Origin of the sequence: Streptomyces sp. CC0208, from assembly GCF_003443735.1 — a bacterium.
Lineage (GTDB): Bacteria > Actinomycetota > Actinomycetes > Streptomycetales > Streptomycetaceae > Streptomyces > Streptomyces sviceus.
In genome coordinates this window covers 2,440,545-2,464,497 of the sequence record NZ_CP031969.1, presented here as the reverse complement: position 1 = coordinate 2,464,497, position 23,953 = coordinate 2,440,545, and the positions used below count along the sequence as shown (strand labels likewise).

The 23,953-nt window shown below is 69.5% G+C and carries 19 protein-coding genes; 14 read left to right on the top strand and 5 right to left on the bottom strand.

What is annotated here, in order from left to right:
* Positions 1-243 precede the first annotated feature (243 nt).
* From D1369_RS11015 to D1369_RS11005, 3 genes are read left to right on the top strand one after another with little or no spacing between them, the layout of a single operon-like run.
* The gene (locus tag D1369_RS11015) at positions 244-567 is read left to right on the top strand and encodes a hypothetical protein (RefSeq protein WP_007385079.1); all 324 of its coding nucleotides are present in this window, start codon (positions 244-246) and stop codon (positions 565-567) included.
* Positions 564-1,694, top strand: a complete 1,131-nt coding sequence (locus D1369_RS11010; RefSeq protein WP_007385080.1) for a WXG100 family type VII secretion target — start codon at positions 564-566, stop codon at positions 1,692-1,694. The genes D1369_RS11015 and D1369_RS11010 overlap by 4 nt, the downstream gene beginning before the upstream one ends.
* Complete coding sequence (locus D1369_RS11005) at positions 1,691-3,151, top strand: hypothetical protein (protein ID WP_007385081.1); 1,461 nt, start codon at positions 1,691-1,693, stop codon at positions 3,149-3,151. The genes D1369_RS11010 and D1369_RS11005 overlap by 4 nt, the downstream gene beginning before the upstream one ends.
* A gap of 99 nt (positions 3,152-3,250) precedes the next feature.
* Here D1369_RS11005 and D1369_RS11000 read toward each other — a convergent pair whose 3' ends face one another.
* From D1369_RS11000 to D1369_RS10985, 4 genes are read right to left on the bottom strand one after another with little or no spacing between them, the layout of a single operon-like run.
* Complete coding sequence (locus D1369_RS11000) at positions 3,251-5,101, bottom strand: hypothetical protein (protein ID WP_240436067.1); 1,851 nt, start codon at positions 5,099-5,101, stop codon at positions 3,251-3,253.
* Between the two features lie 17 nt (positions 5,102-5,118).
* Positions 5,119-5,895: a nucleic acid/nucleotide deaminase domain-containing protein gene (locus tag D1369_RS10995; protein ID WP_037901593.1), complete on the bottom strand. Its 777-nt coding sequence runs from the start codon at positions 5,893-5,895 to the stop codon at positions 5,119-5,121.
* Between the two features lie 20 nt (positions 5,896-5,915).
* The gene (locus D1369_RS10990) at positions 5,916-6,488 is read right to left on the bottom strand and encodes an SUKH-4 family immunity protein (RefSeq protein ID WP_007385084.1); all 573 of its coding nucleotides are present in this window, start codon (positions 6,486-6,488) and stop codon (positions 5,916-5,918) included.
* Between the two features lie 53 nt (positions 6,489-6,541).
* Positions 6,542-8,290: a nucleic acid/nucleotide deaminase domain-containing protein gene (locus D1369_RS10985; RefSeq protein WP_007385085.1), complete on the bottom strand. Its 1,749-nt coding sequence runs from the start codon at positions 8,288-8,290 to the stop codon at positions 6,542-6,544.
* Positions 8,291-8,507: 217 nt separating this feature from the next.
* On the opposite strand from D1369_RS10985, the gene D1369_RS10980 reads away from it, so the two are divergent.
* The 7 genes from D1369_RS10980 (at position 8,508) to D1369_RS10950 (ending at position 13,689) form a co-directional block, all read left to right on the top strand.
* Positions 8,508-9,215, top strand: a complete 708-nt coding sequence (locus D1369_RS10980) for a DinB family protein (protein WP_007385086.1) — start codon at positions 8,508-8,510, stop codon at positions 9,213-9,215.
* A 142-nt stretch (positions 9,216-9,357) separates the two neighbouring features.
* On the top strand, positions 9,358-10,125 hold the full coding sequence (locus tag D1369_RS10975; RefSeq protein ID WP_106433635.1) for a hypothetical protein: 768 nt from the start codon (positions 9,358-9,360) through the stop codon (positions 10,123-10,125).
* A 111-nt stretch (positions 10,126-10,236) separates the two neighbouring features.
* Positions 10,237-10,524 carry a type VII secretion target gene (locus D1369_RS10970; protein WP_007385088.1) on the top strand — a complete coding sequence of 96 codons (288 nt, stop codon included), beginning with the start codon at positions 10,237-10,239 and terminating at the stop codon, positions 10,522-10,524.
* Positions 10,525-10,616: 92 nt separating this feature from the next.
* Positions 10,617-11,834, top strand: coding sequence for a putative T7SS-secreted protein (locus D1369_RS10965; protein ID WP_237557676.1), 1,218 nt, complete (start codon positions 10,617-10,619; stop codon positions 11,832-11,834).
* Between the two features lie 3 nt (positions 11,835-11,837).
* Positions 11,838-12,605: a hypothetical protein gene (locus tag D1369_RS10960; RefSeq protein WP_007385090.1), complete on the top strand. Its 768-nt coding sequence runs from the start codon at positions 11,838-11,840 to the stop codon at positions 12,603-12,605.
* Positions 12,602-13,102 (top strand): hypothetical protein, encoded by a 501-nt coding sequence (locus D1369_RS10955; RefSeq protein ID WP_007385091.1) that lies wholly within the window; start codon positions 12,602-12,604, stop codon positions 13,100-13,102. The genes D1369_RS10960 and D1369_RS10955 overlap by 4 nt, the downstream gene beginning before the upstream one ends.
* A complete protein-coding gene (locus D1369_RS10950) occupies positions 13,099-13,689 on the top strand; it encodes a hypothetical protein (protein WP_202477101.1) in 591 nt (196 codons plus the stop codon). Before D1369_RS10955 ends, D1369_RS10950 begins: the two co-directional genes overlap by 4 nt.
* 131 nt (positions 13,690-13,820) lie before the next feature.
* On the opposite strand, the gene D1369_RS10945 is transcribed toward D1369_RS10950, so the two are convergent.
* Positions 13,821-17,759, bottom strand: a complete 3,939-nt coding sequence (locus D1369_RS10945) for a type VII secretion protein EccC (protein ID WP_007385093.1) — start codon at positions 17,757-17,759, stop codon at positions 13,821-13,823.
* 260 nt (positions 17,760-18,019) lie between these two features.
* Here D1369_RS10945 and eccD point away from each other — a divergent pair, with 260 nt between their 5' ends.
* From eccD to D1369_RS10925, 4 genes are all read left to right on the top strand, one after another.
* The gene (gene eccD, locus D1369_RS10940) at positions 18,020-19,483 is read left to right on the top strand and encodes a type VII secretion integral membrane protein EccD (protein WP_007385094.1); all 1,464 of its coding nucleotides are present in this window, start codon (positions 18,020-18,022) and stop codon (positions 19,481-19,483) included.
* Positions 19,484-19,733: 250 nt separating this feature from the next.
* Positions 19,734-20,021 (top strand): 30S ribosomal protein S15, encoded by a 288-nt coding sequence (gene rpsO, locus D1369_RS10935; protein ID WP_007385095.1) that lies wholly within the window; start codon positions 19,734-19,736, stop codon positions 20,019-20,021.
* Between the two features lie 325 nt (positions 20,022-20,346).
* A complete protein-coding gene (locus D1369_RS10930; protein ID WP_007385096.1) occupies positions 20,347-22,569 on the top strand; it encodes a polyribonucleotide nucleotidyltransferase in 2,223 nt (740 codons plus the stop codon).
* Positions 22,566-23,945, top strand: a complete 1,380-nt coding sequence (locus D1369_RS10925) for a pitrilysin family protein (protein ID WP_007385097.1) — start codon at positions 22,566-22,568, stop codon at positions 23,943-23,945. The genes D1369_RS10930 and D1369_RS10925 overlap by 4 nt, the downstream gene beginning before the upstream one ends.
* Positions 23,946-23,953: the final 8 nt, after the last annotated feature.

The following is a 23,953-nucleotide window of genomic DNA, read 5'->3' as shown; positions in this document are numbered from 1 at the left end:
CGAAAACCTCCAGCGACGTCGTACGACGGGACCACGTTTCCGTCATCTAGGGGGTGGGCTGCGGCAGGCCTGCTGTTGAGGCCGCTTTAGGTGTGCCCGGCCGGGGATGCAGGAGAAGGAACGCTTCCTGGTGGGTAGTTGACGCCGTCCCTCCATCGTGTGCAGCTCCGTGACTCTTCGGTCCGTACGAGGTTGCGGAAGTGCACGTCAAGATCTCGGAGGGTGAGGGGTGCGGAGCGGCGCATGTCCGGTGACTTCTTTGTTGACCCGCAGGAAATGGCCAAACTGGCCAAGGCGTTCGGGACGCGGGCGTATGACTTGGCCTGTGCCGTCAGAGGGTTTGAGGGGGCGGCAGGGACTGAGCAGATCCACGACGGCTTCGGGTTTCTCACGGAATCCGAGGAGGTGACGTCGACATACATCGAACTCGCCTCGGAGATGGCCGAGTCGCTGGGGCATCTGGCTCGGCACTTCGATGAGGTGAGCCAGGCTCTCAAGGGCAACGCGGAGAACTCCGCGGCCACGGATGACGCCCTCGCCGGGTTGTTCAAGGGCGGCCGGACGTGAGCGGGGAAAGCCTCGCCGAGAAGGTGTACGAAGCCGGGATCGAGCTCGTGAACCCAGGAGGCCGTCCTGATGTGCTGCGGGCGGCGGCCAAGGGGTGGCGGACGATGGGGGAGGAGCTCGCGGAGGCGTTCGGCGGGCTCGACCGGCAGGTTCAGCGTGCCCTCTGCGAGCACTGGCGCGGGGAGTCCGCGGATGCCTTCGGGGCGTACTGGAAGAAGATCGGTGACACCGTCCACGAGACCGTGCCGCTGTTCGGACAGGCGGCGAAGGGGCTCGAAGAGGCGGCCGACAACATCGAGGAGATCAACAGCGAGATCCACCAGATCTACCTCGAGATCGGTGTGTCCATCGCCGCGTCCGCCGCGCTCTCCTTCGTCACACTGGGCTTCTCTGCCCCCGCCGGAGCAGCCAACGCCCTCCGCCTTGCGGCCCAGGCCGCCGAAGCCGCGTCGAAGTTGGGCCGACTGCTGAACGCTGCCGCTCGTGTATTCCGGTTCGTGCGCGGGCTGGCAAGGGGGAATGCGGGGTGGCGGCTGGTTGTGGAGCTGGGGGTGCAGTGGGGTGCTGGGACCGGTACGGGCATCCTCACGAGCCTGGCCACCGGCAGCGGCCCCGAGTATCAGAGCAATGCCGTCAACGGTGTTGTGGGCGCCCTGGGCGGCAAGTACCTGGCGGGCCATCTGGCGTCGGCACTGGGCGGAGGTGTGATGGCGAACGCTGTGGACGGCGCGACGGTGGGAATTCTTTCCTCGGTCACCGGGGACGCGGTCAACAATTCTCTGGGCAAGCAACAATTCGACGGATCTCAGCTGGCACTCGGAGCACTGGCCGGAGGTCTGACCGGAGGAGCGGGCGCCGCGGCCGTCCACCGGGCCACGGACGGCCGGACCCTCTCGGCGACGCATGGTCTGGTCGGCGATGTGGCCACGAACGCCCCCATCAGCTTGGGCCTCGGCATCGGAGGCAACGTCTCAAAGCAACTCGACGGGGCGGTCAACGGCGACCCCAACGCGGAAGCCGCAAGGGACAGACCCGGTGCGGCCACTGACGCCCGGAAGGACGCGAAGGACGATGGTAGGGAGCTGCGGGAGCGGCCTGACACACGGCGCTACGGAGCGTTCGGGTGAACCGTGAGTGGACCATGGACAAGAGCGCGCACGGAGCAGTCGACGTCGTCGACTTCCAGCTCTTCCCGCGATGTGGAAGGTTCGTCGCCGCAGCAGTTCCGCTCGCCCTCGTGGCGCTGACCGCCACGTGGCTCTTCCTGGGAGCCTCGCTGGTTCGGTCGGCTGTCCTGTGGTGCTCGCTCGCCTTGCTGGTCTCCTGTCTGGTCATCCTGGGCGCGAGCGCCGTGCGTGGTGGCGGTAGGTCTCGCCGCGAGACCTACCGGTGGGCCGTACAGGCAGCTTCGGTGACGCCTGGCCGGGACGAGGGGACGGTGCCGTCGCAGTTGAACGGCACGCGCTGGTTGTCGGCTCGACGCGCAGGTGCGATGGTCGCCGTTCCCACGCTGCTGGCCCTGTGGGTGACGCTGGCGGCAGCTGACGCGCGGGGGACGGGCACGAGCTCCTTGCTTGCCGAGGCGGACGTGGTGATCGAGCAGCGTCGCGTCGTGAAGGTCGACAACGAGGCCGCGGAGGGGAGCAGCCGTTTCGCCGCCGCCACGTCCGACCTCACCGTCCTGCTCCCGTCACCGACCGGGGGACGTGACGTGCCCGCCACGTTCCAGGCGGCCACCAAACGGCGACTGAGCGTCGGCAGCGAACTCTACGTCGCCTACGCCCCCACCCACCCCGAACTCGGCGCCATCGGCGACGATCAACGTGAGGACGTGGAGCGACAACTCGACGGGCGGGCCGTCCAGTTCGGTGATGCGTGGACGATCGCGGGATTCTGGGCCCTGGCGACGCTCGGTCCGCTCATCTACTGGTGGCGGAAGGAAAGCGTGCGTCGTCCCCCGAGCACCGTCGGCTCCGACTGGAAAGCGCTGCGTGTCTCCGTCACCGGAACCGTCCAGCACACCGACGCGCCCCCGGCCGGCAGTCCGGAGGCGGCCGACGAGAAGAAGCGCCGGGACAACACCCGCACCCTGCGCTGCCTCGTCCTGGAGGGCCGCGATCAGCAGGTGCCCTTCCACTCCCAGATGGCCGGTGACTCGGCAGGTGCGGTCCTGACCGGCGCGCAGGGCTGGTTGCTCTGGCATCCGCGCCGGCGCCGAGGCCGGGACGTACTCGCCGAACTCGTCGGCGACGACGGCTGGCAGCTGCCGGGCGCGGTCCCCATGCAGGTGGCGGAGCAGGTGACGGAGGCGGACGTGATGGACACCCCGCATCCCGACCCCGAGCGCCGCGTCCAGCTCCTCGACCTCGGCACCGGCTGGCTCGCGACCGCGTCCGTACTCCTCCTCGAAGGCATCACGGTGGCGCTCGGGTGTCTGACCGTGCTGCTGCTCGTGCCGGACAGCGGCGCCTGGCGGGTGTGGACCGCCGTGGGGGGCGTACTGGTGCTCCTCGTCACTTTCACCGTGTATGGGTTCTCGAGGCTGGATGACGGCGGCGACGCAGCAGGGTCAGACAGGGGGTGACCAGCTTTCCGCCCGTGGTCGGCTGAGCACCGACTCGCGCGCCTCAGCCGGGGGTGGCCAGGGCCACCCATAACTACGACCGCGGCTGGGCGGCCTCGATCACTGCTCCCAGAGCACATCCAACCGCAGCCGTACGGCGGACAGTCCCTCGGAGTCGGCGAGGACCAGCAGACCCTCGGGGGTGAGGGCGAGGGCGTCGCAGCCCCGCAGCCAGGGCAGCACCCGCACCCTGCCGGAGAAGACGTGCCACAGATGCAGCTCGCCGTCGCTCCAGGCCACGGCGAGCACCGGACCGGCGGGAGTGTCCGCCGCGCTGAGCGCGGTGGCCCGGTACCGGCGCTGCTGCACCGGCACCGGCATCGGCTCGGCCGAGGTCTCCCACAGCCGCACCGAGCCGTCCGCCCCGGCACTGAAGGTGAGGGTCAGCCCGTCGGCGGTGTCGACGCAGGTGACGGCGGTGACCGGCTGCTCGTGCACACGGCAGGAGCGCGGGACGTCCTGGTACTCGCCCAAGGACCACACGTGGACCGTGCCACCCCGGTCTCCGACGACGGCGTACGGCCTCCGGGTGCCGCCGCTGCCGAGCGCGGTGACCAGCGAGTCCTCCTCGGCGAGCGCGGCCGAACCGTGGTGCTCGGCGATGCGCTCGAGCGCGAACGCGGCGGTCGGGTCGTCCTCGGTCACGAGCGGCAGCAGCGCGTCGGACCGGTCGAGCAGCAGCGCCGACCGGGCGTCACGAGGGGCTATGGACCGCGGCCGTACGGAGGCCGGGTGGACGATCGTCGGCACGGTGCCGTCGGACACGGTGCCGTCGGACACGGTACCCTCGGACACGGTCCCGATGGACGCGCCGAGCCCGGCCGCGCCCCCTCCGGACGTTCCGAGTGACGCGCCGCTCCCCACGTCGTACGTCCGCAGCCGCCCCGCCGGATCCGAGGCCAGCAGCTTTCGCTCCTCGCCGCCCGGTACCAGGGCCGGCGCGCTCACGGGGACGTCCCGCCGGGCCCACACCGTCGACCACCAGTGCTGCCCGGCGAGCGGCCGCAGGTACTCCGTGAGGTCCGGGTCCGTGCCGACCGCCGCGGCATGCAGCAGAGCGGCACGTTCGGCGCTGTCGGTGTGATAAGCCGTCAACTCCGGTGCGGCACGCCTCCACACCTCGCGCAGCCGTCCGGGCACCGGGATGCGCTCGTCGGCGAGGGCGGCCGTGAGCGCGGTGGCCGAGCCGTGCACCAGGAACCCGGGGTCCGCCAACAGGCCGCGCACGGCGGCTCCTTGGTCATCGGTGCGCAGCGCCGCGTCGAGGATGCGGCGGCGCACCGCGTCAGGCGCCCGGGACCAGTCGGGACGAGCGTCGGCCGTGCGCGGGACGGCGGCGACGAGCTCGGCGTACGAGTCCTGTCCGGTGCCGTGGCTGCCGCCTTCCCCCAGGTCCACGACCTCGACGCCACCGTGTGCCGCCAGCAGCCCCGACGTCCCGACCTCAACGGCCGCGCGCAGATGGGGAATCGCCAGCAGGGGCTCCAGCAGCTCGGCGACCAGCGTCTCCGGTGCCGCCGACGGCAGATCGGCGGGGCCCGCCCCGGCCCGGTGCAGATCGGGTACGAGTAGCAGCAACGGCCGCTCGTCCGCGCCGACTTGGTCGAGCAGACGGTCGGGGGAGAGGAGGCCGTAGCCGAGCTGGCGCCCCAGTTCCCAGGCGAAGCTCTCGGTCGTCAGCCCCTCGGACGGCACGGTGGCATGGACGGTGAGCCCCGGCCGGCCGACGGTCCCGGCCAGGAGCCACGCCAGCAGTGCGCTCTTGCCGCTGCCCTCCGCGCCCCGCACCAGACACAGCCGCGGCCCGTCACCGTCGGCAGCCCAGTGAAGCAACTGCTGCCCCGGAGCCCGCTTGTCGTCGTCCAATGGCGGCCAGGAGGCGAGGTCCGGCGTGACGGTACCGACGGTCATGATGTGCTGCATCCCCTCTACTGCGGCTGCTGGGCCGCTGCCTCACGCAGTTGCCGGATGCCCTCGGCGCGGGACTCGGCGGTCTCCCCGTAGGGGAAGTTGTGTGTCAGTTGCGCCTCGGGGAAGACCTGCCCGAGCCACAGGGAGCAGTAGTGCCCCGGCAGGAAGCAGGCCTCCAACTCGGTGTGGACACGCAGCACTTGCTCCGGCTGCACGCCCGCGGCCCGCAGCCGGGCCCACAGCCGCTCCTCCGGGTGGACGCCGATGTCACCGGCCTGCGTGACGATCTGCTTCTCGCCCTGGTCGTTGAGGATCTCGAAGGCGGTGAACCACTCCGCGCTCGCGGTGTCCCGGATGTCGTCGAGGACGAGGGGCCACCAGTGCTCCCGCCCCTCGAACGCCCCCGGGTCGAGGGTCCGCAGCCGCTGCTCCAACTCCGCGTACGCGGCGGCGGCCACCTGCGGCACCTCGGTGCCGAGGATCACGGCGAGGGCCTGGTCGAGCGCGGTGAGCGACTCGGCGAAGGCTTCCGCCGTCGCGTTCACGAACCGCGACTCCTCGGTCCAGTCGAGGAGTACGGCGCGTACGACGCCCTTCTGGTCGGCACAGATCTCGAACCCGCGGTCCGACCCGAACCGTGCCCACTCCCGGCACTCCTCCAGCACTACCGTACGGCCGACGGACTCGGCGAACTCCTGCAGCGGTACGGGGTCGGACCCGGCCGTCACGAAGTACGGGCCGACGCTCAGGGGGAGGGTGAGGTCTCCGATGCGCCGGATGTCGCTGTCATTCATATCGCGGCCATTCATCGCCATTACCTCGCCTCGGGTTCGGCGACATATTCAAGGATGTCGTGCCAGCGGGAATTGGTCACCGCAAGAGCGGCCGGGTCGATTTCCCGCATTTGCTCGGCGAGACGGGCCGCCGCGCTCTCCGGGTCGATATTGTCGAGTTCCGAATCGAAGTCGTAGTTCGGGCGTTCCTTCTCCAGCAGATAGAGAAAGTTAGCGAAGGAGGGGAGGTCCTTGTTCAGTGGATAGATCTCTGATTCGTCGCCCGGAAGGCAGTACACGACCCCTGAGACACCGTCCAGGGCGATGTCGTCATAGGGCACCATGCCCAGCAGGAGCCAGCCCTCGGCGCCTTCGGGCAGATCCGTCCACCGCTCGCGGAGGTCGTCGTAGGCGTCGCCGAGCGTCCTGGCCTGCTCCGGGGAGCCGTCCACGAGGTCGAACCAGGGATTCGGCCGGGCGGGAATGCCGACATTGCGAAGAAAGTCCGCACTGGGCTCGTGCCGGATGGTCGCCACCGCCGCCGCGGAAAAGGTGGTGAGCTCCTCCGGATCGAACTCGGATTCCAGGGTCTCCCGGTCGATGGGGGACGTCATCTCGTGACCTGCCTGCCTTGCGAATGATCGGAGTGCCCGATGCTAGCATGTGCCTATTTATGCCGGTTCGCCTTGAGGCGGTCCAGATAATCCATCATTTCCGCGTTGCCCTGGGCTCTGGATTCCTTGGTGTTTCCGTAATCGATGCTGTGGGTGACATCGACGTGCGAGAGTCTCTCCTTCATCCACGCGCTGCAGTTCGGCGCGGACGAACAGGGAGCTCTTTCCGTGTACAGCTCGGTCATACGGCCACCGGCGCCGTCCCTGAGGACCGGGAACCCGATCATGCGCTCGGAGTGACGGAATCCAGAACTGCGCGCGACCATGACGAAGTTGCCGTCGTCCTGCTTGGCGCTGTTGAACCGGGCGGCGGCGTAGTTGTTGCTCTCGAACTTGTCCTGTCCGTTGACCTGTTTGTGGTTGCCGTAGCTCTTGTCCGAGTGCCGGGCCAGCTGGACGGCCTGGGACAGCGGTGTGCTGCCGAGCTCCACCTGTTCCGAGTTGCTGAGGGGACGCGGACGCTGCTTGCCGTGGAGCTTGAGGTTCGGCTCACCCGGCAGCGGCCGGCCGGCGTTGTCGCCGTCCAGCGTGAGGCCGATGCGGTCCCGGTCCTCCTGGGTCAGCTTGTGGGTCCCGCCGTCCGCCCGCAGCCTCTTGAGCGTGCCGTCGTCGCCCATGAGGTACATGGGCGTCTTGCCGTCGTTGCCCTTCTGGAGCTGCTTCAGGGACAGGGCGGTCTCGTCGTCGTTGCCCTTGTGGCGCTTCGCCATCTGGCTCAGGCCGCTGGTCATGCTCTCGTCGAGGTGGGAAGCGGAGCGCTTGACGCTCTTTTCGATCCCCTCCATGACCTCGTCGACCATGGGGTCGAGGAGATTGGTGAGCGGATCCTTGCCCCGGGCGCGGCCGTGCGAGGACTTCGCGCGGGTCAGCTTGCTGCCGGCCCCGTCGCGGATCTTGCCGCCCGCGCTCTTGAGGCCGTTGCCCGCGCGGTCGTAGGACTCCAGGTCCATGCTGAACTGGCCGCCACCGCCACCGCCGCCGCCACCACCGCCACCGCTGCTCGACCCGCCGTCCCCGCCCGCACCGGCCAGCTGCATCGAACCGCCCGCGCCCCCGCCCGCGCTGGCCAGCTGCATGCCCCCACCCGACTTGAGGCTGTCGACGCCCTCGTCCAGGCCTTCCCGGCCCGCCTTCGCGGTCTGACCGAGGTCGACGCCGTGCTGCGTCCCCAGTGCGTTGCCGCCCAGCTGCAGGACCAGGTCACCCGCCATCGCGCCGAGAGCCTGGAAGACCGGGCCCATGGCGACCTCCATGATCCGCCCGGCGATCTCCTCGCACACCTCCTCGAAGATGCGCTTCACCGCGATCCGGGTGACCTGCGTACCCGCGATACCGCCCAGGGTGGACAGGCCGAAGGTGAGTGGGGCGGCGGCGATGGCGGCCGCGATCTCCGCCGCGAGGATGCCGAGTTGGGCGATCGCGGCGATCTTCGCACCCTCGATCAGCACGGCGACCGCGTCCAGCGCGGTCGCCGCCACTCGGCCCGCTTCGGAGAGGTTGGTCAGATGCTTGCCCTTGACGAGGTCCCAGTGCTTCTCCAGCGCCTGGATCGCCAGACCCTCGTTCGTCCCGATCAGATCGGTGATCGCCCGGTGCGCGTCCGCGGCGCCGTCCTCGATGTCGTCGGCGAACTCCCGCATGGCCTGGGCCATGTCGCGGTAGTCGTCCTCGTCGACGTTGGGCCAGCTGATGCCTATCAGGTCCAGGGCCGCATCCAGCTCGCTCGGCAGGACTACACCCACAAGGGCCCCCGTTCGAAAGTTTCTTGGAGCAACGTAACTTTGATCGAATCTGGGAGACAAGTTGAGCGGGTGTCACATGACTTGATCTGAGGCTCAGTTGGCGCAGACCTTTCCGAACGGAACCTGTGGGCTCGGAAATCCGTCGCACCCTGTGCGGGTCGGTCGCTACCCTCCGCGTCAGCGCGGCGAGACACGTCTGCGGGAGGGGAGCGGGGCCATGGAGACCGGACGCGTACGGACCGATCGACTAGGTGTCCTGCTGGACCAGTTCGACTGCGTCAGGGAGCGGGCGCAGATACGGCTCGAAGGGCTCGGCGACGAGGAGTACCTCTGGGAGCCGGTGCCCGACTGCTGGTCGATCCGGCGCCGGAGCGAGGCGGTGACGCCCAGGGCGTACGGTCCCGGCGAGTGGGTGATCGACAAGGGTGCCCCGGACATCCCCGCGGGCGAGTACGCCGAGGTCGCCCGGCAGGCCGCCGACGGCATGAGCGTCGCCAAGATCGCCGAGGACTGGAGCGTGAGCGTCGAACGGGTCGAGGAGGTCCTCGCCCACAGCGGCCCGGTGGAGCCCGACATCTCCCCGGTCACGACCATCGCCTGGCGACTCGGACACCTCCACTCCTGCTTCGCGGGCGAGTGGGAGTGGACCTTCGGCGAACGCCGTACCGATCCCCACCAGTTGGTCGACTTCACCCCCTCCGCGGCCCTGGCCCAGGAGCGGTTCTGGTCCCTGCTCGACCGCTGGCGCGACGCCGTGGGCCGGGTCACCGAGGACCAACTCGACACGATCGGCTTCTCCCGGTACCCGTACGGCTCCGCGCCCGACGAGCCGTACATCTCCGTGTTGTGGGGGTCCAACCTGGAGCTCATCCATCACATGGCGGAGATCGCGCTGCTGCGGGACTTGTGGCAGGCCCGCTTCTGACGGTCCTGTGTAGACAGCTCGTGGACGTCCTGTGGACGAGTGGTCCAGGGACCGGTTCACGCCGACCGCCGCGCGACATCACCGACCTGCTTTTGAGAGTCTGTCGATCGTCATCGTCCACCGCATCGACAGTTCGGCGGCCATGAACCACAGCAGTCAGGAATGGGCCGTGCGGGCCCAGCAGCCGGGGCAGCCGCAGCACCTACCGCAGACCCCGAACCCGTATGGCCAGGCCCACGTCCCGGTGGAGACCGTCATCGAGGTCCCCAACAAGAGGCTGCACACGTACGACAAGGTCAAGCCGGGGGAGCAGACCGTCACCATCCGGCAGGCCGGCCCCGGCACGAACAGCGAACCGCTCGCGTACGTGCACGTTCCCCAGGAGGCCCCCAAGGGCGGCCGCAAGGCCCGGCCGCCGTTCACCGTGAGCGGCCCGAACGGTGAACCGCTCAGCTCGGTGCGGTCCGTCGGCGACGGCGTCTATGAGGTCTACGGCGGTGACGGCGCCCCGATCGGCCGGATCACCCGGCGCGGCGGACGGACCCTGCCCTGGCCGCGCCGCGTGCACTGGAGCGTGCGGCCCGCTCAGGGCGGCGAACCACTGGCCGCCGAGGTCGGGACCCGTAAGGCGTGGACGGTGTTCGTGCTGATCTCTCCGCTGTACTTCGTGTGCTGGGCGGTCATGGCCGCGCAAGGAGCGATCTGGCTGCTCCTCGGGGAGAAGGGCGAGGCGAGGAAGGAAGCCGCCTGGGAGATGGAGCCCCCGACGTGGACGCGGTGGCGTCAGGCGGGTGGGCCGGAAACCGCCATCGAGTACCAGACGGGCCGTAAGTACCGTCTCGCCTCACCCGGGCTGGACCGCCGACTGGCATACGCGCAGGCCGTCCTGCACGTGTGGGACCGTGCATAGCATGTGCATGCCACAAATTGGCGACAGCGAACACCGGCAGGTAGGCCGGAAGTTGCTGCTCCGATAGTCTGACCGGCGATCACTGACCACGCTACGGGGAGGCACACGGCGATGGCGGACTTCCAGATCGATGTCGATCGGATGAAGACTCTGATCAACAGGCTGGACCAGGTGGACGACCGCATGCGGGGCGCTCAGCAGCGGCTGAACAAGGTGGGCCCGAAGGGCCTTGGCACCGACGGTCTCGACAACGCCTGCGACGACTTCCAGGACGCCTGGGGCGACGGCATCAAGCGGATCGCCGACGCCTCCAAGACCCTGCACGAGGGTCTGCAGAAGACGGTCGAGATGTATCAGACGACCGACCAGGAATTGCAGAAGGGCTTCAGCCAGAAGTAGCCCGCACCACCGCTGAGACACCTCGCACACGCGAGACCCTCGCACACGCACGACACCTCGCACACGCACACAACGGGGAGAAGAAGATGGGGATGTTCGACGATCCCAGCTGGCCAGGACTGACGTTCAACCCGGCCAAGGGCGACCTGCACACGATCGAGTCGCTGGCGTACGACGTCAAGACGGTCGGCGACGAGCTCGACGAGATGCGCGAGATGCTCGTGAGCATCGGCAAGACCGACGGTGTGTGGGACGGCGAGGCCGCCAAGAAGTTCCAGGAGAAGGTCGGCGAGCTGCCCAAGTACCTCCAGCAGGGGCACGAGTCGATGACGGCCTGCTCCAGGGCGCTGCGCGGCTGGCACGACGAACTGGAGACCCTGCAGCGCCAGGCCAAGAACCTGGAGGAGCGCGCGGTCGAGGCCCGCAAGCGGCTCGACCAGAAGAACGCCGACGTCGACCGGGTCAACGTCAAGATCGAGGGCGCCCAGTTCCAGCAGCTCACCGAGCAACAGGCCAAGGCCCTCTCGGAGGAGGCTGACTCCGCCTCGAAGGCGGCCCAGGACGCGGCGACCGACCTCAAGCTCCTCATCCAGGACGCCGAAGCGCTGCGCAGGTACTGGGAGGAGCAGTCCGCGAAGGCCGAGAACGCCATTCGCGAGGCCGCGAACAACCGGCCGCCGGACATCAGCATCTGGGAGTCGATCGGCGACGGCCTGAAGGCCGCCTGGGACGGTTTCACGGACTTCCTCGCCGACAACGCCGACCTGTTCTCCAAGATCGGATCCGTTCTGTCCATCCTCTCCCTGGCGACCATGGCGATCCCGCCCGTGGGCGCGATCCTCGGCGGCCTCGCCATCGGCGCCAGCGCCCTCGCGCTCGCCGGCTACGGCGTCAAGACGGCCCGTGGCGAGAAGGTCGGGGTGATGGACTGGGTCGGCGCCGGGCTCGGTGTGCTGCCGGGTATCGGAGCGGTCAAGGGCATCACCGCGGGAGCGAAGGCGGCCAGGGCCGCGGCGACGGGTGAACGGCTCGCCGGTGTCTTCTCCCACGCCGACGAGATGGCGACCTCGGTCAACATGGCCCGAGGCATGGCCGACGGTCTCATGTACAAGGGCCTGGCGCGGGCCGGGAAGGCGATGGGGCTCGGCGACGAAGCGGTGGACGTCGGCAGCGGGCTGATGCGCGGCACCATGGGCGGCATCAAGGGTGTGGGCCTGGCCTTCGGCCTCATCTCGGGCGGCGGCGCCGACACCAAGGCGGCCGCCGCACCGCCCAGCAACGCGTTCATGTCTGCGGCGGGAGCGGCGTAACCGATGAGCACCATGATTCCGGGCGGCGGCCCGGCCGACTCCACGGTCGTCGCCACCCCGCGCCTGACGTTCCGGGTGCCGCCCGCCTTCTTCGAACTCCCCGTCCACGAGACCGAGGAGCAGGTCGGTCAGGCGCTGATCGAGCTGGCCCAGGACATCTACCCGCAGGGCACCCCCGAGCTCTGGTTCCAGTACGCGGCGACCCAGCTGCCGGTGGTCGCCGAGATGATGGAGGCCGGAGTCGATTACGCCGGCTTCTGTCTCCTCGACCTCGACGGGCGGCGCAGCACGGCGACGGTGACGGGCGCTCTGCTGGAGTCCGTGCCCGACGGCCGGAAGATGACGGCCGCGAGCGTCGCCGCGGAACTCGCGGGCCTCAGTGGTGAAGAGGCTCAGGTCGAGACGGTATGGCTCACGGCGGGCGAGGCGGTGGTCCGGTTCACCGCGGACGTCACGACCCTCCCGGCCGAGGTCACCGACTCCGGTCGTCCCGAGGACGTGGAGGTCGGGAAGATCGCCGTCTTCCTGCCGCTGCGCCGGGAGGCGGAGATGGTTCTGTTCGAACTCAGCACTCCGTGCATGCAGGACTGGGACCTGTACTCCGACCTGTTCTTCAACATCGTGAACACCATTGAGGTGCACGGCGAGAGCCCGGTCGAGGCGCCGGTACCCGAGCAGCCGGCAGACGTTCCTCCCAGCGGTCCGCAAGACGCGACGAACGGCGTCCACGTGCCCCTGCAGGCGCAGTCCGTGCGAGACGTGTTCGGATGAGCGCGGCCGACGGCACCGTCCCGGCGGCGGCCCTGGACCTGTTGCAGGTCAGGGCCGCGCAGCTGGCGGCGGTGCCGGGCCTGCCCGAGGCGGCGCGCACGATCGGTGCCGAACGGGGCATCGACTACCTGGCCGATCCGCAGGTCGCGGCGATGCTCCAGCGCCACCGCCGGCTGCTGGGCGGGATGAACTCCCGCGGGCTGTGGGGCGGTCTGCTGTTCGCGCCCGGGGGGGTCGGGACCTGGTTCCTGCTCGGCAGCACCGACTGGTCGGCCTCCGGCACGGCGGCCGACGTGGTCCTGTGCACCCCCGTGGCGCTGCTGCTCGCGCTCAGCGTGTACCTGCTGGCCCGGGCGTTCTGGTACCGCCACGTCTGGGTGCGCGGCGGAACCCGCGACCAGGTCAACGGGTACCTTCAGATCTTGTCGGCGGCGGGGCTGCCGCATCACGGACTGCCTGCCTGGCTGAAGCCGGTCACCGGAAAGAGATGGCGATGACGACTGTATTTGGCGTGCACGCGCAGGCCCCTCAGGGCACCACGGCCCTCAACCTCCAGAGTGTCATCAAGGTGCGGGGCCAAAACCCCGTCTACGTCGCACGAGGGGTGTCGAGCGGCGGCGCGCCGGACGGCCTCGCCACCGACTTCACCCTCTACGAGGACCCGGCGGGCCAGAAGCCGCTCTGCGTCGTGGCCCCCCGGGGCCCGGCCGGCGCGCTGACCGTGACGGCCCCCGACGGCTCCGTACTCGCCGTGCTCCACCCGCCGACCGGCGGCGGCCGCCCTCGGTACGAGCTGGAACTTCCGGACGGCACCCGGCTGGTCGGCCGTCCCGGCACCGCGGCCGCGTGGGCCGTGTACGTCGTTCTCTCGCCCCTGACGCTGCTCTACAACGCGGCGAGCCTCATCGGCGGGTACGGCGTCGACTGGCACCTGCCGTCGCGCACGGTCTGGCGAGCGGGCGGCGGCCTGGGTCCCGCGCCCCTGAAGTTCTACGGCATCACCGACAAGTACAAGGTCCGCGCCGCCCAGCTGGACCCGCGCGTGGCCTACGCCCAGGCGGTCCTGCACTTCTGGTCCACCTGACGGGACGCACCACGCGGTACCCGTACGGCGATGGCGGCACTCTCTCCGGGTGCCGCCATCGCCGTATCCCCGGCAAAAGCAGGAGGGGCGGACCGCAGACGCGGCCCGCCCCTCCACCCACGCGGACAGACTCAGCTCTCCGGCAGGTATCCCGTCTGGACGAGCTGCCCGCTGGAGCGGCGCGAGATGAACTGGCCACGGCCCTGCGGCTGCGGAGTGGCCTTGATGTTGTTGAACACCGGGCCCTCCGACGGGTCGCCGGACAGCACGATGCCCTGGGCGCCGAGCTCCTTGATCCGGGTGAGGACCGGCTCGAAGGAGGAGCGCGAGGCACCGGAGGTGCTGCGGGCCAGGATGATGCGCAGACCCAGGTCACGCGCGAACGGCAGGTACTCCAGGAGCACCGACATGGGGTTGCCCATCGACGTGGCGACGAGGTCGTAGTCGTCGATGAAGATGAACGCGTCGGGCTCGTTGTACCAGGAGCGGTTGCGCAGCTGGTCCGGCGTCACGTCCGGGCCGGGCATACGGCGGCTCATCGAGCCGGCCAGCGACTCCATGACCTCCTGGAGCTGCGGACCGGAGGCGCAGTACTTGTACATGTGGCTCTCCGGCACCTGGCCGAGCAGCGCGCGCCGGAAGTCCGAGACCACGAACAGCGCCTTGTTGGGGGCGTACCGCTCGGAGATCTGCTTGGCCATGAACCGCAGCAGCGAGGACTTGCCGGACTCGCTCTCGCCGTAGATGACGAACAGCGGGTCCGTCTCGAAGTCCACGAAGACCGGCGAGAGGGTGAGCTCGTCGACGCCGACCGCGATACCGCGGCTGCCGAAGTCCCCGCCGCCGGGCAGCTCGGACGCGGGCAGCATCGTCGGCAGCATCCGCACCTTGGGCGCCGTCGGGCCCTGCCAGGCGCTGTTGACGCTCTGCACGAGGTGCGCCATGCCGTCGGCGAGGTCCTCCACCTGCGTCGACCCGTCGATCCGGGGCGTGGCGGCGAGGTAGTCCAGCTTGTCCGGGGACAGACCGCGGCCGGGCTTGCCCATCGGCACGTTCTCGGCCCGCTTGCGGTCGAACTCCGACTCCATCGCGTCACCGAGCCGCAGTTCGAGCCGGCTGAGGATCTGGTCGCGCAGCGCGGGACGCATCTCGGTGTACCGGGTCGCGGTGATGATCAGGTGGACACCGAAACCGAGGCCACGGGTCGCGATGTCCGCGATGACCGGGTCGAGCATCTCGTAGTCGTTCTTGAACGTCGCCCAGCCGTCGATGATGAGGAAGACGTCGCCCCACTGCTGGTCGGGGTAGTGCCCCTGCGCCCGGCGGTTGCGGAAGGTGCCCATGGAGTCGATGCTCTTGGAGCGGAAGAACTCCTCACGGGCATTGAGGATGCCGTGCACCTCGGCGACCGTACGGCGCACCTTCTCCTGGTCCAGACGGGAGGCCGCGCCGCCCACATGGGCCAGGTTCTCCAGCGCGAGCATGCCGCCGCCGCCGAAGTCGAGGGCATAGAACTGCACTTCGGCAGGGGTGTGCGTGAGCGCGAACGACGTGATCATCGTGCGCACGAGCGTCGACTTGCCGGACTGCGGACCGCCCACGATCAGCGCGTGACCGGCCGAACCCGACAGGTCCGCGTACATCACGTCACGACGCTGCTCGAACGGCTTGTCGACCAGGCCGACCGGCACGGTCAGCTTGCTCTGCAGGTGGTAGCCCTCGGCGTGCAGACCGCGCTCCGGACTGATGCCCAGCGCCGGCAGCACCTGGTCGAGGCTGAACGGCTCGTCCAGCGGCGGCAGCCACACCTGGTGGGCGGGCGGACCCTGACCGTCCAGGCGGCTGACGATGACGTCGAGGACGGTGTCGGCGAGCGCGTCGTCGACCTGGTGGGTCCGGGTCTCAGGCTCCGGCTCGGCGAGGATGCGCACCGGCACCGGCGCCGCGGTGAACAGCACGGGGGAGCGGTCTATCCGGCCGCCGCCCTGCGCCATCGGCCCGTTCGGCCGGTAGGTGCCCGACACGTACGCGGCCTTGAACTGCACCATCGTCTCGGTGTCGTACTTGAGGATGCCCGCGCCGGGGACGTTCGGCAGGTGGTAGGCGTCGGGCACACCGATCGCCGTACGGGACTCGGCGGCCGAGAAGGTGCGCAGACCGATGCGGTACGACAGGAAGGTGTCCAGGCCGCGCAGCTTGCCCTCCTCCAGGCGCTGCGAGGCGAGCAGCATGTGCACACCCAGCGAACGGCCGATCCGGCCGATCTGGATGAACATTTCGATGAAGTCCGGCTTGGCGGCGAGGAGTTCGCTGAACTCGTCGATGATCAGGACGAGTGAGGGCAGCGGTTCGAGCGCGGCACCGGCGGCACGGGCCTTCTCGTAGTCGGTGATGTTCTGGTAGTTGCCCGCCTGCCGCAGTAGTTCCTGACGGCGGTTCAGCTCACCGGTGATGGAGTCGCGCATGCGGTCGACGAGGGTGAGCTCGTCGGCCAGGTTGGTGATGACCGCGGAGACGTGCGGCATGGAACCCATGCCGGTGAAGGTGGCACCACCCTTGAAGTCCGCGAGGACGAAGTTGAGCGTCTCGGAGGAGTGCGTGACCGCGAGGCCGAGGACCAGGGTGCGCAGCAGCTCCGACTTACCGGAACCGGTGGCGCCGACGCACAGTCCGTGCGGGCCCATGCCCTCCTGCGAGGCCTCCTTGAGGTCCAGCATGACCGGTTCGCCGCTCTCGCCGAGACCGATCGGCACCCGCAGCCGCTCGTGCAGCGAGCGCGGCCGCCAGGTGCGCGAGACGTCCACGCTCGCCGCGTCACCGATCTGCATGAGATCCGTGAAGTCCAGGTTCGCCAGCAGCGGTTCGTCCGCGTCGGCGGCACCGAGACGCAGCGGCGCGAGCTGCCGGCTGAGCGACTCTGCCTGCGCCTGCGACAGCACGTCGGGGACACCGGTGAAGACACCCGTGCCCGCCTCCAGCTCCATGGCGTCGGGCCACACCCGCACCGACAACGAGCCACGCGCCTCGTCGAGTTCACCGGGCACCACCTCGACGATGGTCACGCCCTGCAGGCCCTCCGCCGAGGCGAGAACCGAGTCCGCGGGGACACCGCCGCCGTCGAGTACGACGACCACGTGCGGCTGGTCGAGCACCGGCGAACCGTCCCGGCTCCAGCGGGGGCGCCCCTCCAGCTGGTGGGCGATCATCTCCTCCAGCTCGCCGAGGTCGTAGCAGAGCAGCCGGCGCGAGCCGGCGCCGTCGGACTCCTTGTGCTGCATGTGCGGCAGCCACTTGGTCCACTCCCAGTCCACCGCGGCACCGGGCGCGGCCACGACCGCGATCACCACGTCCTCGGGGGAGTGCAGCGAGGCCAACTGTCCGATCACGGCGCGGGTCTGGCCGTAGACCGTCTCCGGGTCACCGGAGATCGTCACGTGGTAGAAGGAGCGCAGCCCGATGGCCAGCGGGAGGTCACCGAGGGTGCCGTAGCTCGCGATGAACTGCTGCATCGAGTGGGCCGTCAGCGGCTCCAGCTCGTCCACCGGCGCGGTGTCGGGCGCCACCAGCGGCGTCGCCAACTGCTGCGGGCCCAGGCCGATCCGCACCTGGACGAAGTCCTGGTCGGTCGAACGCCGCTCCCACAGCCGGGAACCCTCGGCGATCAGCGCCCACAGCTGCTCCGGCGCCGGGTGCAGGTAGTACTGCGCGTCGCGCTGCTTGTGCACCGTGCGCCGCACCTCGCGCCGCTTCTGCGCCAGGTACTTGAGGTAGTCGCGCCGGGCCTCGGCCATCTGGCCCGAAGGGCCCTTCCTGGCCCGCACGATCTGGGCGACGAGCATCGCGACCGTGGAGACCATCATCATGCCGCCCATGATCTTCATGAAGCCCTGGGCGCCGGGCATGAAGAAGAACGCCGCCGACGAACCCATGCCCAGCATGGGCAGCAGGTTCATCATCAGGCTGTCGTCCTCGGTGCGAGGAAGTTCGGGCGGGGACTCGAGCTTGACCTCCTCACTCGGCACCTCCGGCGGGTAAACCCGCGGCGGGCGCTTGACGATGACAACGCTCACCGATCCACCAGTCCTTCACGCAATCGCAATGTCGAACCGCCCCCGTCGTGACGGCCCCCGTACGTCTCTCGACCCATGGGGCTCAGCCCACTCATGAGTCGGGCGTTGATCCTACTGTTCTGCGGGCCTGTTGAGCCGGGAGGGGATGAGGAGAAGCCGCAAGGGGACGGTAGGGTGACGCTCCAAACGAAGCGCGGAGCGGGAATCGCCCTGGCAAACCGCGACGAATCACCGAGTACTGGACTAGGGGGAACCGTCAGGTGAGTACGGTTTCAGCAACCGGATTCTGCCGGGTCACGGTGGCGGCACCGAACAGCCGGATCGATGTGGCACTTCCCGAGGACGTGCCGCTCTCTGACGTCTACCCGGAGATCCTGCGGCTGTCGGGCCAGACACCCGAAGAGGCCGCGCCCACCGGGTACAACCTCGTGCGCAGGGACGGCTCCGTCCTCGACGACGGCCGCTCGCTCTCCGAACAGCAGATACGCGATGGCGAATTGCTGCTCCTGCGGCCGTTCGCGGACTCGCTGCCGCCCGCCGTCTTCGACGACGTCGTCGACGCCGTGGCCGCCGCCGTCGAGGCCGACCGGCGCAGCTGGAACGACGGCATGATGCGGGTCGTCGGCCTCACCGCCGGCGCGCTGCTGCTGACCATGATGGCGCTGGCGTTGTGGTTCTCCGAGCCGCTGCGCCACGACATGCACGGCCTGCCCGGCGTCATCGCCGGCGTCACCGGCGTCGTCCTCGTCGCGCTCGCCTCCGTGCGCGCGCGGGTCTACGACGACCACCACGCGGCCGTCGCCCTCGGCCTCGCCTCGCTGCCGCACCTGATGGTGGGCGGCTCGGGTGTCATGGGCCTCGACGCGGGCGAGGGCCCCGGCCGGCTGAACCTCCTCGTCGGCTTCGCCGTCGTCCTCGTCGCCGCGGTGCTGCTCGTGCTGATGCTCCCGCAGAAGGACGCGCCCTTCATCGCCGCCGCGTTCGGCGCCGGCATCGGCGTCCTCGCCACCTTCGCCGCGATCGTCTCCGAGGCCGAGCCGCGCGAGACGGCCGCCGTCACCGCCGTCGTCATGATCGCCGTCATCGGCTTCCTGCCCGGCTGGTCCGCCCGTTTCTCCCGGCTGCCCATCGGCTTCCGCTCGCCCGACCAGATCGCCAAGCGCGGCCGCGCCGAGGACCAGCAGGAGCAGGAGCCGGTCGACTACCGGCTCATCACCGACCAGGCCCGCCGCGGCCACGAACTGCTGCTCGGTCTCGTCGGCGGCTGCGCCGTCACCGGCGTCGCCTCGGCCGGTGTGGTGCTCGGCTTCTCCAGCAGCGGCTGGGCCCAGCTGCTGTCGCTGGCGGCCGGCCTGTCCATGCTGATGCGCGCCCGGCTCTTCCTGTACACGTCCCAGGTCGTGACCCTGATGATCTCGGGCATCATCACCGTCAGCCTGCTGGTCCTCGGCCTCGCCCTGAACCCGCCGGCCGACATCATCAAGGAGCTCGTCTACGACCACAACAGCGCCCCGCTCGACATCCGCACCGTCTGGCTCTCCGCCGCGGTCGCCCTGGGCGCCACCCTCCTCGTGGCCATCGCCCTGATCGTGCCGCGCAAGGGCGTCACCCCGTTCTGGGGCCGGATGCTCGACCTGAGCGAGGGCGCGGTGCTCCTCTCCCTCGTCCCGCTGTGCCTCGCGGTCCTCGACCTGTACGCGGCGGCGCGCGGCATGACCAGCTGACCGGCCTCACACCTCGCGGCGGCTGTCACCCACACGGGTGGCAGCCGCGGCATGTGCACGACGCCGACCCGGGTCGGGGCACTGCCGCCGGGCTGATACCCTGGCTGACGGCCGTTTGTGTACGCACCCCCGGAGCTGATCGCCCTGGAGGCCGCGCCCAGCGGATCCCCGCCTCCCGAGTTACGGAAGCTCCCCTGAGAAGTGGACCAGGGGCACTCGGTGGCTACCCAAGAGACTACGAGGAGTACGCGTGTCGCTCGACGCCGCTACGAAGAAGCAGATCATGACCGAGTTCGGCCAGAAGGAGGGCGACACCGGCTCCCCCGAGGTCCAGGTCGCGATGCTCTCGCGCCGTATCTCGGACCTGACCGAGCACCTCAAGACCCACAAGCACGACCACCACTCCCGTCGTGGTCTGCTGATCCTGGTCGGTCAGCGCCGTCGCCTTCTCCAGTACCTGGCGAAGAAGGACATCCAGCGCTTCCGTGCGCTGGTCGACCGCCTCGGCATCCGCCGCGGTGCGGCGGGCGCCAAGTAGGACGCCGTGAGGGGAGCGGTTCCCGAAACGATCGGGGGCCGCTCCCTTTGCCGTACGTGCTCATCAACGTGCTCACCGCGCGTGCGGAAACGTGCGCGGTGTCACACCCGCTTTGTAGTGTGGTAGCACAACGCAGTACCACGAGGAGAAGTGCACCTCGCCGCCGCCGGTCCTCGGTAGTGGCCCCCGGGCCTTGCGAACCCGGGTGCTTCGATCGAAGACCGGCCCGCACCAGACGGAGCGCTTCTCCGCGCACGTCCCCCCGCCACACGGGCGGCCAGGGACAAAAGACGAATCGCAGACGAAAGTAACGGAGAACACGCTAGTGGAGAACGAGACCCACTACGCCGAGGCCGTCATCGACAACGGCTCCTTCGGCACCCGCACCATCCGCTTCGAGACGGGCCGCCTCGCCAAGCAGGCCGCCGGCTCCGCCGTGGCGTACCTGGACGACGACACCATGGTGCTGTCGGCCACCACCGCCTCCAAGAACCCCAAGGACCAGCTCGACTTCTTCCCCCTGACGGTGGACGTCGAGGAGCGGATGTACGCCGCCGGCAAGATCCCCGGCAGCTTCTTCCGCCGTGAGGGCCGCCCCTCCGAGGACGCGATCCTCACCTGCCGCCTGATCGACCGCCCGCTGCGCCCCTCCTTCAAGAAGGGCCTGCGCAACGAGATCCAGGTCGTCGCCACGATCATGGCCCTCAACCCCGACCACCTGTACGACGTCGTCGCGATCAACGCGGCCTCGGCGTCCACGCAGCTGGCCGGCCTGCCCTTCTCCGGCCCGATCGGCGGCGTCCGCGTCGCGCTGATCAACGGCCAGTGGGTGGCCTTCCCGACGCACTCCGAGCTCGAGGACGCCGTCTTCGACATGGTCGTCGCGGGCCGCGCCCTGGAGGACGGCGACGTCGCGATCATGATGGTCGAGGCCGAGGCCACCGAGAAGACCATCCAGCTGGTCAAGGGCGGCGCCGAGGCCCCGACCGAAGAGGTCGTCGCCGCCGGTCTGGAAGCCGCGAAGCCCTTCATCAAGGTGCTCTGCCGGGCCCAGGCCGACCTCGCCTCGAAGGCCGCCAAGCCCACCGGCGAGTTCCCGATCTTCCTCGACTACCAGGACGACGTCCTGGAGGCGCTGACCGCCGCCGTCAAGCCGGAGCTCGCCTCCGCGCTGACCATCGCGGGCAAGCAGGAGCGCGAGGCCGAGCTGGACCGTGTCAAGGGTCTGGCCGCCGAGAAGCTGCTCCCGGAGTTCGAGGGCCGCGAGAAGGAGATCTCCGCCGCGTACCGCTCGCTCACCAAGCAGCTGGTCCGCGAGCGCGTGATCAAGGAGAAGAAGCGCATCGACGGCCGTGGCGTCACGGACATCCGTACGCTCGCCGCCGAGGTCGAGGCCATCCCGCGCGTGCACGGCTCCGCGGTGTTCGAGCGTGGCGAGACCCAGATCCTGGGCGTCACCACCCTCAACATGCTCCGCATGGAGCAGCAGCTGGACACCCTCTCCCCGGTGACCCGCAAGCGCTACATGCACAACTACAACTTCCCGCCGTACTCCACCGGCGAGACCGGCCGCGTCGGCTCCCCGAAGCGCCGCGAGATCGGCCACGGCGCCCTCGCCGAGCGCGCCCTCGTCCCGGTCCTGCCGACCCGCGAGGAGTTCCCCTACGCGATCCGCCAGGTCTCCGAGGCGCTGAGCTCCAACGGCTCGACGTCCATGGGCTCGGTCTGCGCCTCCACCATGTCGCTGCTGAACGCCGGTGTGCCGCTGAAGGCCCCCGTCGCCGGTATCGCCATGGGCCTGATCTCCCAGGAGATCGACGGCGAGACGCACTACGTCACCCTCACCGACATCCTCGGTGCGGAGGACGCGTTCGGCGACATGGACTTCAAGGTCGCCGGCACCAAGGAGTTCGTCACCGCCCTCCAGCTCGACACCAAGCTGGACGGCATCCCCGCCTCCGTCCTGGCCGCCGCTCTCAAGCAGGCCCGTGACGCCCGCCTCCACATCCTCGACGTGATGATGGAAGCGATCGACACGCCGGACGAGATGTCCCCGAACGCCCCGCGGATCATCACCGTGAAGATCCCCGTGGACAAGATCGGTGAGGTCATCGGCCCCAAGGGCAAGATGATCAACCAGATCCAGGAGGACACCGGCGCCGACATCACGATCGAGGACGACGGCACCATCTACATCGGTGCGGTCGACGGTCCCTCCGCCGAGGCGGCCCGCACCACGATCAACTCGATCGCCAACCCGACCATGCCGGAGGTCGGCGAGCGCTACCTGGGTACGGTCGTCAAGACCACCACCTTCGGTGCGTTCGTGTCGCTGCTCCCGGGCAAGGACGGTCTGCTGCACATCTCGCAGATCCGCAAGCTGGCCGGCGGCAAGCGCGTCGAGAACGTCGAGGACGTGCTCGGCGTGGGCGCCAAGGTCCAGGTCGAGATCGCCGAGATCGACTCCCGCGGCAAGCTCTCCCTGATCCCCGTGATCGAGGGCGAGGAAGGCTCCTCCGACGAGAAGAAGGACGACGCCGACCAGTGACGTCCCGTAGCTCCAAGGCGACGGCCCGCACCTCTTCGGAGGCGCGGGCCGTCGCCCGTACCCAAACCCTCATCAAGGGCGAGAACGGCATCGGCACGGTCCGCAAGACCACCCTCCCGGGCGGCCTGCGCATCGTCACCGAGACCCTTCCCTCGGTCCGCTCCGCGACCTTCGGCATCTGGGCGCACGTCGGCTCCCGCGACGAGACGCCGTCACTGAACGGCGCCACGCACTACCTGGAGCACCTCCTCTTCAAGGGCACCTCCAAGCGCAGCGCGCTGGACATCTCCTCCGCCATCGACGCGGTCGGCGGCGAGATGAACGCGTTCACCGCGAAGGAGTACACGTGCTACTACGCGCGCGTGCTCGACGCCGACCTGCCGCTCGCCATCGACGTGGTCTGCGACATGCTCACCGGCTCCCTCATCCTCGAAGAGGACGTCAACGTCGAGCGCGGCGCGATCCTTGAAGAGATCGCGATGACCGAGGACGACCCGGGCGACTGCGTGCACGACCTGTTCGCGCACACCATGTTCGGCGACAACCCCCTCGGCCGCCCGGTCCTCGGCACCGTCGACACCGTCAACGCCCTCACCGCCGACCGCATCCGCCGCTTCTACAAGAAGCACTACGACCCGACGCATCTCGTCGTCGCGGCCGCGGGCAACGTCGACCACGACAAGGTCGTACGACAGGTCCGCGCCGCGTTCGAGAAGGCCGGCGCCCTCAAGAGCCCCGACGCCACGCCCATCGCCCCGCGCGACGGCAGGCGCGCCCTGCGCACCGCGGGCCGCGTCGAGCTGATCGGCCGCAAGACCGAACAGGCCCACGTCGTCCTCGGCATGCCCGGCCTCGCCCGCACGGACGACCGCCGCTGGGCCCTCGGCGTGCTGAACACCGCGCTCGGCGGCGGTATGTCGTCCCGCCTCTTCCAGGAGGTCAGGGAGAAGCGCGGACTGGCGTACAGCGTCTACTCGTACACCTCCGGCTTCGCCGACTGCGGCCTGTTCGGGGTGTACGCCGGCTGCCGGCCCTCGCAGGTCCACGACGTACTGAAGATCTGCCGCGACGAACTCGACCAGGTCGCCGAACACGGTCTGACGGACGACGAGATCGGCCGTGCCATCGGCCAGCTGAGGGGCTCCACGGTCCTGGGCCTGGAGGACACCGGCGCGCTGATGAACCGCATCGGCAAGAGCGAGCTGTGCTGGGGCGAGCAGATGTCCGTCGACGACATGCTGACCCGCATCGCATCGGTCACCCCGGACGACGTCCGCGCGGTCGCCCGCGAGATCCTGGGACGGCGCCCGTCGCTGTCGGTCATCGGCCCGTTGAAGGACAAGCAGGCGGCCCGACTGCACGAAGCGGTCGCGTAAGCACTCCC